Raw genomic sequence first — 11,468 nt, forward strand, 5'->3', positions numbered from 1 at the left:
CCCCCCGGCCCACCCCGCAGGAGACGACCGGCGATGAGCGAGACGGCCGGCGTCTTCGCCCGCTACCCCGGCTCCACCACCGACGAGGCGGTCGACGCCTCCGGCCGGGTGCGCGCGGACTGGTCCCCCGTGGCGCGCGTGCTGGACGAGCTCGGTGGCGAGGGGATCGCCGCCACTGCCCTCGCGGTCGGCCGGGAACGCGAGATGCGCGGCGTCGTGCTCGGCAGCTGGTTCGACGGACGGTTCACCGAACGCCCACTGCCGCTGTGCCCCGTGCCGCGGCTGCTCCCGGCCGCCGACTGGGCGCACCTGGCGCGCGGGGTCGAGCAGCGCGCCCGCGCCCTGAACGCCTACCTCGCCGACGTCTACCGCCCCGCCGGCCGGCGCCGCAGCGACCCGGACGGCGGCCCGGAGGTGGTGCGCGCCGGGGTGGTGCCCGCCCGGCTGGTCAGCGCGAGCCCCGGCCACCGCCCCGACGCCGTGGAGCTGGGCACCCCGACCCGGGCCCGGGCCACCGTGGTGGCGTGCGACCTCGTGCAGGGGCCCCACGGCTGGGTGGTGCTCGCCGACGAGCTGCGGATGCCGGTCGGCATCGGCTACGCCCTGGCCAACCGGGACAGCGGCCGGGCCGCGCTGCCCGGCCTCTACGCCGACGCCGAGGCGCGCGGGCTGGCCGACCCGGCCGGTGCCGTGGCCGTGCTGCGGGCGGCTCTGGCCGAGGCGGCCCCACCTGCGTGCAGCGGCACCCCCCGGCTGGCGGTGCTCAGCGACGGGCCGGGCAGCACCAGCTGGTTCGAGCACCGGCTGCTCGCCGAGGCGATGGGCGTGCCGCTGGCCACCCCGGACACCCTGTGGGCGACGCCGGCCGGCGGGGTCGCCGTCCAGGTGCGTGGGGAGCGGGTGCCGGTCGACGTCCTGTACCGGCGGGTCGACGAGAGCGAGCTCGCCGGCCGCCTCACCGTCGGTGGGCCGCCGCTGGGCGTGTTGACCGGGCAGGCGGTGCGGGCGGGCCGGCTGACCCTGGCCAACGTGCCGGGCAACGGCGTCGCCGACGACCCGGCGCTGCACCGGTACGTGCCCGAGCTCATCCGCTTCTACCTGGCCGAGGAGCCGGTGCTGCCCGGCGTGCCCAGCTGGTCGCTCGCCGAGGACGCGCACCTGGCCGAGGTCCGCGACCGGCTGCACGAGCTGGTCGTCGTCCCGGTCGACGGCTACGCCGGGCAGGGCGTCGTGCACGGGCCGCGGTGCTCGGCCGCCGAGCTGGCCGAGCTGCACGCCGAGGTGGTGGCCGCGCCGCACCGCTTCGTCGTCCGCGAGCCCGTCGAGCCCTCCACGGTGCCCACCGTCGTCGACGGGGTGGTCCGGCCGCGGCGCGCGGGCCTGCGGGTGTTCGCCGTCGCCGGCAGCAGCACGCGGGTGCTGCCCGCCCCGCTCACCCGCGTCGCGGCCGACGAGGACGCCCTGCTCGCCGACGAGGACGCCGGCAGCAAGGACACCTGGCTGCTCAGGTGACGAGAAGGATCTCCCGTCCCCCTCGCAGGCTCGCGGCGAGCCTCCGGACGGGGCCTTACAGCCGGCCGACGACGTGGTCGATGCAGGCGGTCAGCGCGCTGACGTCGTCGGGGTCGACCGCCGGGAACATGCCCACGCGGAGCTGGTTGCGGCCCAGCTTCCGGTAGGGCTCGACGTCGACCACGCCGTGCGCCCGCAGCGTCTTCGCGACCAGCGCCGCGTCGACCGACTCGTCGAAGTCGACCGTGCCCACCACCAGCGAGCGGTGCTCGGGGTCGGTGACGAACGGCGTGGTGTAGGCCGTCTCCTCCGCCCAGCCGTACAGCCGGCTCGAGGACTCCTGGCTGCGCGCCACCGCACCGGACAGCCCGCCGAGGCCGAGCATCCAGTCGATCTGGTCGGCCAGCAGGAACAGCGTGGCGACGGCCGGGGTGTTGTAGGTCTGGTCCTTGCCGGAGTTGTCCACCGCGATGGACAGGTCCAGGAAGCCGGGGATCCAGCGGCCCGAGGCCTTGATCTCCGCGACCCGCTCCAGCGCCGCGGCCGACATCAGCGCGATCCACAGCCCGCCGTCGCTGGCGAAGGACTTCTGCGGGGCGAAGTAGTAGACGTCGCACTGCTGGACGTCGACCGGCAGCCCGCCGGCGCCGGAGGTGGCGTCGACCAGGACCAGGGCGTCGTCGTCGGCCCCGGCCGGGCGGAGCACCGGCGCCATCACGCCGGTGGAGGTCTCGTTGTGCGCCCAGCCGTAGACGTCGACGCCGGCCTCGGCGGCGGGCAGCGCCAGCGAGCCGGGGGCGGCCTTCGCGATCGTCGGGGCGTCCAGGAAGGGCGCCTCGGCGACCCCGGAGGCGAACTTCGCGGAGAACTCGCCGTAGCTGCCGTGCGCGCTCTTCCGGCGCACCAGCCCGATGGTCGCGGCGTCCCAGAACGCCGTCGTCCCGCCGTTGCCGAGCACCACCTGGTAGCCCTCGGGCAGGTCGAACAGCTGGGTCAGCCCCTCCCGCACCCGCTTGACCAGGCCCTTGACCGGGGCCTGCCGGTGGGAGGTGCCCATCAGGCCGGCGCCGTCGGTCGCCAGCGCCTGCAGCGCCTCCGGCCGGACCTTCGACGGCCCGCACCCGAACCGTCCGTCCTTCGGCAGCAGCTCGGTCGGGATGGTGATGCTCATGCTCGTCGTCCTCAACGTCCGGGGGCGGGGTGCACTTTCGGTGCCGAAAGTGGGGCGGTGCAGTCCTTCAGGCGCGGGTGGTGAGGGGCTCGATGGTGTCCCAGCCCTCGACGTCCTGCGGCTTGCGCGGGTCCGGGCCGACGTAGCGGGCCGAGGGGCGCACCAGCCGGCCGGTGTTCTTCTGCTCCAGGATGTGCGCGCACCAGCCCGCGGTGCGCGCGCAGGTGAACATCGAGGTGAACATGGAGCTGGGCACCTCGGCGAAGTCGAGCACGATCGCCGCCCAGAACTCCACGTTGGTCTCGATCGGCCGGTCCGGACGCCGCTCGCGCAGCTCCTTGAGCGCGGCCTGCTCCAGGGCGAGGGCGGCCTCGAAGCGCGGGGCGCCCAGCTGCTCGGCGGTGCGGCGCAGCACCCGGGCCCGCGGGTCCTCGGCCCGGTAGACCCGGTGGCCGAACCCCATCAGCCGTTCCTTGCGGTCGAGCAGGTCCTTGACGTAGGCCTCCGCGTTCCCCGACTGCTCGACCCCGTCGAGCATGTGCAGCACCCGCGAGGGGGCGCCGCCGTGCAGCGGGCCGGACATCGCACCGATCGCGCCGGACAGCGAGGCGGCGACGTCGGCGCCGGTGGAGGCGATGACCCGGGCGGTGAAGGTGGAGGCGTTCATGCCGTGCTCGGCCGCGGAGGTCCAGTACGCGTCGACGGCGGCGACGTGGCGCGGGTCGGGCTCGCCGCGCCAGCGGACCATGAACCGCTCGACGATCGTCGCGGCCTCGTCGACCCGCTTCTGCGGCACGGCGGGAACGCCGATGCCGCGGGCGGACTGGGCGACGTAGGACAGCGCCATGACCGCGGCGCGGGCCAGCTCGTCGCGGGCCTCCTCGGCGGAGATGTCCAGCAGCGGGCGGTAGCCCCAGATCGGGGTGAGCATCGCCAGCGCGGCCTGCACGTCGACCCGGACGTCGCCGGTGTGCACCGGGATCGGGAAGGGCTCGGCCGGCGGCAGGCCGGGGCCGAACTGGCCGTCGACCAGCAGGGCCCACACGTGCCCGAAGGTGACCTGACCGGCCAGGTCCTCGATGTCCACGCCGCGGTAGCGCAGCGCGCCGCCGTCCTTGTCCGGCTCGGCGATCGTGGTCTCGAAGGCGGTGACGCCCTCCAGGCCGGGGACGAAGTCGTCAGCCATCTCGCATGCTCCCTTGCGCGCGGGTGGGGGTGGACGCCGGTGCAGGTCGGTCCACAACTTAGGCCGTGCTGGGTGCCCGCGGTGCAGCCGGGCACCCGGTCGCCCGGCGGTGCGCGGTGCAACGGTGACAGCATGGCGGCGTGCCCGACCTGATCCGCATGCGCAGGGACTACGACGCCCAGGGCCTCTCCGAGGAGACCGTGGCCCCCACCTGGGTCGAGCAGTTCGACCGCTGGTTCGCCGACGCGGTCGCCGCCGAGCTGCCCGAGCCCAACGCGATGGTGGTGGCCACCGCGGACGCCGACGGCGTGCCCGACGCGCGGATCGTGCTGATGAAGGGCTACGACGCGGGCGGCTTCGTCTTCGGCACCAACTACGCATCGGCCAAGGGGGCGCAGCTGGCGGTCAACCCGCGCGCCGCCGTCGTCTTCCCGTGGCACGTCCAGCAGCGGCAGGTGCGGGTCTCCGGCACCGTGGAGCGCGTCGGGGAGGCCGCCTCCGACGCGCTCTGGGACCCCCGCCCGCGCGGGGCGCAGCTGGCCGCCGTCGCCTCGGTGCAGTCGACCGTCGTCGACTCCCGGGACGAGCTGGTCGAGCGGATGCGGCTGCTGGACGCCGAGACCGCGGACGGGCCGGTGCCGCGGCCGCCGAGCTGGGGTGGCTACCGGGTGGTGCCCACGCGGGTGGAGTTCTGGCAGGGCGGCCACGACCGGCTGCACGACCGGCTGGTCTTCGTGCGGGATGACGAGGAGGGGGGCGGCTGGGTCCTGCAGCGCCTCGCCCCGTGAAGGGTGAAGGACCGCGCCGCCCCCCACACCTCGCAAGCTCGGCGCGGGACCCTGCGCCGGGGCCTGGCCACCGCGACCCGCAGGCTCGGCGCGGGCCCCTGCAGCGGGGCCGATCACGCGCCGGTGACGGCGAGCGACTGACGCCGGTCGACCCGGTCGAGGGTGGGCTGGGCGTCGAGGAGCCGACGCCGGTGCCGCGCCGCCGGGGCTGGGCGATCGACACCACCCCGCTGCGCAACCGCGCCTACCGCCGGGTCTTCGGCGGGGTCGCGGTCACCATGCTCGGCCAGCAGATGACGCTGGTCGCCGTTCCGTACCAGGTCTACAGCCTCACCGGCTCGTCGCTGATGGTCGGGCTGACGTCGGTGGTCGCGCTGGTGCCGCTGGTGGTGTTCGGCCTGCTGGGCGGGGCGATCGCCGACGCGATGGACCGCCGCCGGCTGATGGTGATCAGCTCGGTCGGCGCCGCGGTGACCAGCGCGCTGCTGGCGGTGCAGGCGCTGCTGCCCGGCCGCGGCCACCTGTGGGTGCTGTGGGTGCTCGCCGCCGCGGTGTCGGCGTTCGCCGCGGTCAACCAGCCGGCCCGCAGCGCCGTCATCCCGGCCCTGGTCGGCGCGGACGGCGTCGCCGCGGCCAACGCGCTGGCGATGACGGTCCGGCAGGCCGGGGTGATCGTCGGCCCGCTGCTGGCCGGGCTGCTGATCGGCCTGGGCGACCTGTCGATCGTCTACACGGTCGACGCGGTGGGCTTCGTCGCCGCCGTCCTCCTGCTGCGCGGGCTGCCACCGCTGCCGCCCGAGGGGGTGTCCGGCCCGCTGCGGCTGGGCGCCGCGGTGCGCGGGGTGGGGGAGGGCTTCGCCTTCCTGCGCACCCAGCCGGTGCTGCTGATGACCTTCGTCGTCGACGTGATCGCGATGCTGTTCGCCTGGCCGCAGGCGGTCTTCCCGGAGCTGTCCGAGACGACCTACGCCGGCGACGCCAACAGCCTGGGCTGGCTGTTCGCCGGGGTGTCGATCGGCTCGCTGCTGATGGGGCTGACCTCGGGCTGGGTGAGCCGGGTCGACCGGCAGGGCGCCGTGGTGCTGGCCGCGATCGCGGTCTGGGGCGTGGCGATCATCGGGTTCGGGCTGGCCTCCACGCTGTGGCTGGCGGTGCTCTGCCTGGCCGTCGCCGGCGCCGGGGACATGGTCAGCGCGGTGCTGCGCTCCGCGATGCTGCAGACGGCGGCGCCGGACGAGATGCGCGGGCGGATGCAGGGGGTGTTCATCGTGGTCGTCGCCGGCGGCCCGCGGCTGGGCGACCTGCGCGCCGGCGTCATGGCCAGCAGCCTCGGGGTGACCGCGGCGATGGTCTCCGGCGGCGTGGTCATCGTCGTCGCGATGGCCGTGGTCGCCGTCGCCGTCCCGTCCTTCTGGTTCTTCCGGGCCTCCCGCGCGGACGAGGTCGCGGCGCGGGCCCGGGCCCGGATGGCCGGGCGCGCCGACCGCTGACACCTTCGGCGGGCTTGCGCGGGGCCGCAGCGGGTACCGACCCCCCATGGCGCTCCCGAAGGTCCTCGTCCTCGTGCTCGCCGGCGGCCAGGGTGGCCGGCTGGAGCTGCTCACCGAGACCCGGGCCAAGCCCGCCGTCCCGTTCGCCGGGGTCTACCGGCTGATCGACTTCCCGCTGTCCAACTGCGAGCACTCGCAGATCCCCGACGTGTGGGTGTCGGTGCAGTACCAGCCGACGTCGCTGTCCAAGCACCTGGCCGGCGGCCGCCCCTGGGACCTGGACCGGACCACCGGCGGGCTGCTGGTGCTGCCGCCGTTCCAGGCCACCAGTGAGCGGGCCGGCTTCACCGAGGGCACCGCCGACGGGCTCTGGCGGCAGGCCGAGCTCATCCGCGAGTTCGGCGCCGATGCGCTGGTCGTCGTCAGCTCCGACGCCGTCTACAAGCTCGACTACCGCGCCGTCGCCGACGCGCACCTGGAGTCCGGCGCCGAGGTGACCATGGTGACCACCGAGGTCGCCGCCGACGACGCGGCCCGCTACGGGATCGTGCAGACCGACGGCGACCGGGTGACCGACTACGCCTACAAGCCCGACGAGCCGGCGACGACCACCGCCACCAACGAGGTGTTCGTCTTCAGCCCGAACCCGACGCTGGACCGGCTCGAGGCGCTCGACGACGAGGTCGGCGAGGAGGGGCTGGAGGACCTCGGCACCCACCTGCTGCCCGCGCAGACCCGCGACGGCGCCGCCCGGGCGTACCCGCTGGGCGGCTACTGGCGCGACGTCGGCACGGTGGAGTCCTACTGGCAGGCCCACCGGGACTTCCTGTCCTCGGAGCCGCCCATCGACCTGGACGAGGAGGCGTGGCCGGTGCACACCCGTGGCGGCCGGCACAGCGCCGCCCGGGTGCTCGACGGCGCGGCGGTGGAGGGCAGCCTCGTCTCCGGCGGCACCCGGGTCGCCGGGCAGGTCCGCGGTTCGGTGCTGTCGCCGGGGGTGGTCGTGGAGCCGGGCGCCACCGTCGTCGACTCGGTGCTGCTGCCCGGCGCCCGGGTGCGCGCGGGCGCCACCGTGACCCGGGCGGTGCTGGACGACGACGTCGTGGTGGGGCAGGGGGCGACGGTCGGCGGCGACGGCGGGATCGCCCTCGTCGGCCGGCGGGCCCGGGTCGAGGACGGCGCGGAGCTGGCCGCCGGAGCCCGGTTCCCCGAGCCCGAGCGCGGCTGACCACCCCCGCACTTCGCTTTCCGCGCCGAAAGCGGGGCGGGACGGCTCGCTTTCGGCGCGGAAAGCGAAGTGGGGCCGGTCAGGCGAGGGCGGCGGAGACCACCCGCAGGTCGGCGACGAGCGCGTCGTAGGCGGCCTGCCGCCCCTCGTCCGGGGTGCGCAGCACCGCCGAGGGGTGCGTGGTCGCGATGATCCAGGTCTGGTGCGGGGCGTCCTCGTCCTGGTCGGCCTCCGGCACCTGCTCCGCGCCCGGCAGCGTCCAGGGCATCAGCTGGCCGTGCTCGCGGGTGATCCGGAACGACGAGGAGATCAACGCCTTCGCCGCCACCGCGCCCAGGCAGACGACGACCTCCGGCTGCAGGACGGCGAACTCCGCCTCCAGCCACGGCCGGCAGGCGGCGAGGTGCTCGGCGCCCGGTGACTGGTGGATGCGGCGCTTCGGGGTGGGCGTGAACCGGAAGTGCTTGACGCTGTTGGTCACGTAGGCGTCGCGGCGGTCGATCCCCGCCTCGACCAGCGCCTTGTCCAGCAGCCGCCCGGCCGGACCGACGAACGGCTCACCCGTGCGGTCCTCCTGGTCGCCGGGCTGCTCGCCGACGAACACCACGCGGGCGGTCTCCGGCCCCTCGCCGAACACGGTCTGGGTGGCCGGCTCCCACAGCTCGCAGGCGCGGCAGCCCGCCGCGGCCTCCCGCAGCCCGGCCAGCCCGACGCCCTCCGGTGGTCGGGCCGGGGAGTTCTCCGTCGTCATGGCCCGATGACACCGGAAACGGTGCTGTCCCGCAGCATGGGACGCCGCTACCGTCGCGGCCGTTGGGCGACACACCCAGCTGTTCACTTGACGGGACGGAAAGTCGTCCGCCACTCTTTCCGCGACGGAAAGTCAGTCTGGGCGGATCACTGCCCGGCGCCGCGACGACGACGGAGGGTCAGTGCTCGAGATCGACGGCCTGGTCAAGGCCTACGGCGAGAACCAGGTGCTCAAGGGGGTGAGCTTCACCGTCGCACCCGGCCAGATGTTCGGCTTCTGCGGCTCCAACGGCGCCGGCAAGACCACCACCATGCGCATCGCCATGGGCCTGGCTCGCGCCGACGCCGGCGAGGTGCGCTGGAACGGCTCCCCGGTCGACGAGGCGGTGCGCCGCCGGATCGGCTACATGCCCGAGGAGCGCGGCCTCTACCCGAAGATGAAGGTGCGCGAGCAGCTGGCCTACTTCGCCCGGCTGCACGGCATGGACGCCGGCGCGGCCGGCCGCGCTGCCGGCGAGTGGGCCGAGCGCCTCGGTCTCGGGGAGCGGCTGGGTGACCCGGTGGAGAAGCTGTCGCTGGGCAACCAGCAGCGGGTGCAGCTGGCCGCCGCCCTGGTCAGCGAGCCGGACGTGCTGATCCTCGACGAGCCGTTCTCCGGCCTGGACCCGGTCGGCGTCGACTCGCTCGCCGAGGCGCTGCTCGACCAGTGCCGGCGCGGCGTCCCCGTCGTCTTCTCCAGCCACCAGCTGGACCTGGTCGAGCGGCTGTGCGACGCCGTGGGCATCCTCGCCCGCGGCTCGATGGTCGCCACCGGCACCGTCGCCGAGCTGCGCGCCTCGGCCCAGGGCCGGCAGCTCCGGGTCGTCGTCCCCGACGCCCCGGCCGGCTGGGCCGCCGGCCTGCCCGGCGTGCGCATCGTCTCGGAGAGCCGTGGTGACACGGTGCTGGAGCTTGCCCCCGGCGCCGACGACCAGCAGGTGCTGCACGCCGCGGTCGCCACCGGCCGGGTGAACCATTTCGCCTGGCGCGAACCCACCCTGGTCGAGCTGTTCCGCGACGCGGTCAGCGCCACCCGGGCCCCCGAGGCGGTGGCGGCATGAGCACGCCGGTGCGGCACGAGACGACCCCGCAGAGCCCGGCGGCGCTGGTGCGCCTGGTCGCCGCCCGCGAGGTCACGACCCGGATCCGCGACAAGAACTTCCTCATCGGCTCGGCCGTCCTCATCGCGCTGATCGTCGGCATGCTGGTCTTCCAGGTGCTGATCAACAGCGGGGGCGACGAGTCCCGCATCGGCGTCGTCGGCGGCGACCCCGCGGTGACCGCGGCCCTGGAGGACCAGGGCGAGGCGCTGGGCACCGAGGTGACCGTCGTCGAGCTCGACGACGAGGCCGCCGCCCGCACCGCGGTCGAGGACGAGGACGTCGACGGCGCGCTGCTGAGCCCCTCGGGTCAGCAGCCCGAGCTGATCGTCGACAGCGGCGGCGAGAGCACCCGCAACCTGGTGCAGGGCGCACTGTCCAACCTGGCCGTGGCCACCCAGCTCGACCAGGCCGGGGTGCAGCTGCAGCCCGGGCCGGAGGTCCAGCTGACCGCCCTGGACGCCGACGCCGACGACCGGCTGGCCGCGACCATCGTCGCGCTGGTCGGCGTGGTCGTCCTCTACAGCCTGATCATCCTGTTCGGGCAGTTCGTCGCCCAGGGCGTGGTCGAGGAGAAGTCCAGCCGGGTGATCGAGCTGCTGCTGGCCACCATGCGCCCCTGGCAGCTGCTCGCCGGCAAGGTCATCGGACTGGGCCTGCTCGGCCTGGCGCAGATCCTGCTGATCGCCGTCATCGGCGTGGTCGGTGCCCTCGCCTTCGACATCGTGGCGCTGCCCGGCGACATCATCGGCCCGGTGGTCACCGTCGTCGCCTGGTTCGTGCTCGGCTACGCCTTCTACGCCTCGGTCTTCGCCGCGGCCGCCTCGCTGGTCAGCCGGCAGGAGGACCTGGGCACGGTGATCACCCCGACGACGATCCTGCTGGTGGCCGGCTTCGTCATCGCCATCCAGGCCGCGCAGGACCCGGCCAGCACGCTGGCCACGGTCACGTCGTTCGTGCCGGGCCTCTCGCCGATGGTGATGCCGGTGCGGATGGCCGCCGGGGAGGCCGCGGTGTGGGAGGTCGCCGTCGCCGTCGTCCTCATGCTGCTGGCGATCGCCGCGGTGGTGCGGATCGGCGGCCGGATCTACTCCGGCGCGCTGCTGCGCACCAGCGGCAAGGTCAGCATGCGCGAGGCGCTCAAGGCCGAGCGCACCTGAGGAAGGGCTCTCCTGCCCCCACCGCTCGCCAGCTCGCGGCGGGCCCCTGCAGGAGGGCCGCCACCGCTCCCGGCCCCTCGACGCGAGGGGCCGGGAGCTCAGGCTTCGCGCAGGCCGGTGAGCGGGCCGCGGTAGGGGTACGCCGCGGGACCGGTCACCCCGGGCCGGGCGGTGAACAGCCGCCCGGCCTCGGGCTGCGCGGTGCGGGCGGCGTAGTCCAGCCCGTGCGCGGAGGTGCTGATCACCAGCAGGTCGCGGTCTGGCCCGGCGAAGCAGCAGCTCGTGGCGTTCTCGGTGGGGACGTCGACCTCGGCCAGCGGCTCGCCGGCGGGTGACCAGCGGCGCACCGCGCGCCCGCCCCACATCGCCGTCCACACGCAGCCCTCGTCGTCGACGACCAGCCCGTCGGCGACACCGATCGAGCCGTCGAACCGCAGGAACTCCCGCCGCCCCGACAGCTCGCCGGTGTCCAGGTCGTAGTCGAAGGCCCACACCACCGAGTCACCGGAGTCCGACAGGTAGGCGGTGCGGTCGTCGGGCGACCAGCCCAGGCCGTTGGAGATCGTCAGCCCGGGCATCGCGACGGTGACCGTGCCGTCGAGGTCGACCCGGTAGAGGGTGCCGGCGCCCGGTGACTCGTCGAAGGCCATGGTGCCGGCGAAGAACCGCCCCGCCCGGTCACAGGCACCGTCGTTCATCCGCGTGCCGATCTCCTTGGTGCCACCCTCGCGGCCCAGCTCCAGCAGCTCGTGCGCCTCGCCGTCGGGGGAGAGGTGGGTGAACCCGCCGCCGGCGCCCAGCAGCCACCCGCCGTCGGCGGCCGGGACGACGACTCCGACGGTGTCCCCGCCGCGGTGCGCGGCCAGCTCGGTGACCGTCCCGGCGCCGTCCACCCGGCCGCGGCGGACCAGCCCGGCGGTGATGTCGACCCAGAGCAGCTCCCCGCGCGCGCCGTCCCAGACCGGGCCCTCCCCGTGCTCGGCAGGGGACGGGTCGGCGGGTGCGGCGAGCAGCTCGGGCATGCGCTGATCCTGCCCCGTCACC

10 protein-coding genes are annotated in these 11,468 nt (G+C 75.0%); 6 read left to right on the forward strand and 4 right to left on the reverse strand.

The features are described 5' to 3' along the window. Positions 1-33 precede the first annotated feature (33 nt). Positions 34-1,512, forward strand: coding sequence for a circularly permuted type 2 ATP-grasp protein (locus ACI79A_RS07180; protein WP_457081449.1), 1,479 nt, complete (start codon positions 34-36; stop codon positions 1,510-1,512). A gap of 55 nt (positions 1,513-1,567) precedes the next feature. On the opposite strand, the gene serC is transcribed toward ACI79A_RS07180, so the two are convergent. Then, positions 1,568-2,683 carry a phosphoserine transaminase gene (gene serC, locus ACI79A_RS07185; RefSeq protein WP_457081451.1) on the reverse strand — a complete coding sequence of 372 codons (1,116 nt, stop codon included), beginning with the start codon at positions 2,681-2,683 and terminating at the stop codon, positions 1,568-1,570. Between the two features lie 67 nt (positions 2,684-2,750). Further along, positions 2,751-3,869 carry a citrate synthase 2 gene (locus ACI79A_RS07190; RefSeq protein ID WP_457081453.1) on the reverse strand — a complete coding sequence of 373 codons (1,119 nt, stop codon included), beginning with the start codon at positions 3,867-3,869 and terminating at the stop codon, positions 2,751-2,753. A gap of 140 nt (positions 3,870-4,009) precedes the next feature. Here ACI79A_RS07190 and pdxH point away from each other — a divergent pair, with 140 nt between their 5' ends. The 3 genes from pdxH (at position 4,010) to ACI79A_RS07205 (ending at position 7,375) form a co-directional block, all read left to right on the forward strand. After that, positions 4,010-4,657, forward strand: a complete 648-nt coding sequence (gene pdxH / locus ACI79A_RS07195) for a pyridoxamine 5'-phosphate oxidase (protein WP_457081455.1) — start codon at positions 4,010-4,012, stop codon at positions 4,655-4,657. A 191-nt stretch (positions 4,658-4,848) separates the two neighbouring features. Continuing rightward, positions 4,849-6,147, forward strand: a complete 1,299-nt coding sequence (locus ACI79A_RS07200) for an MFS transporter (protein WP_457081457.1) — start codon at positions 4,849-4,851, stop codon at positions 6,145-6,147. Between the two features lie 46 nt (positions 6,148-6,193). Then, on the forward strand, positions 6,194-7,375 hold the full coding sequence (locus ACI79A_RS07205) for a glucose-1-phosphate adenylyltransferase family protein (protein WP_457081459.1): 1,182 nt from the start codon (positions 6,194-6,196) through the stop codon (positions 7,373-7,375). 79 nt (positions 7,376-7,454) lie between these two features. Here the strand turns inward: ACI79A_RS07205 and ACI79A_RS07210 are convergent, their stop codons facing one another. Next, complete coding sequence (locus ACI79A_RS07210) at positions 7,455-8,240, reverse strand: UdgX family uracil-DNA binding protein (protein ID WP_457081461.1); 786 nt, start codon at positions 8,238-8,240, stop codon at positions 7,455-7,457. A 67-nt stretch (positions 8,241-8,307) separates the two neighbouring features. On the opposite strand from ACI79A_RS07210, the gene ACI79A_RS07215 reads away from it, so the two are divergent. Continuing rightward, positions 8,308-9,225, forward strand: coding sequence for an ABC transporter ATP-binding protein (locus ACI79A_RS07215; RefSeq protein WP_457081463.1), 918 nt, complete (start codon positions 8,308-8,310; stop codon positions 9,223-9,225). Next, positions 9,222-10,424, forward strand: a complete 1,203-nt coding sequence (locus ACI79A_RS07220; protein ID WP_457081466.1) for an ABC transporter permease — start codon at positions 9,222-9,224, stop codon at positions 10,422-10,424. Before ACI79A_RS07215 ends, ACI79A_RS07220 begins: the two co-directional genes overlap by 4 nt. A 98-nt stretch (positions 10,425-10,522) precedes the next feature. Here the strand turns inward: ACI79A_RS07220 and ACI79A_RS07225 are convergent, their stop codons facing one another. After that, positions 10,523-11,446: an SMP-30/gluconolactonase/LRE family protein gene (locus ACI79A_RS07225; protein ID WP_457081468.1), complete on the reverse strand. Its 924-nt coding sequence runs from the start codon at positions 11,444-11,446 to the stop codon at positions 10,523-10,525. Positions 11,447-11,468 lie beyond the last annotated feature (22 nt).

It is taken from the genome of Modestobacter sp. SYSU DS0657, assembly GCF_054050925.1.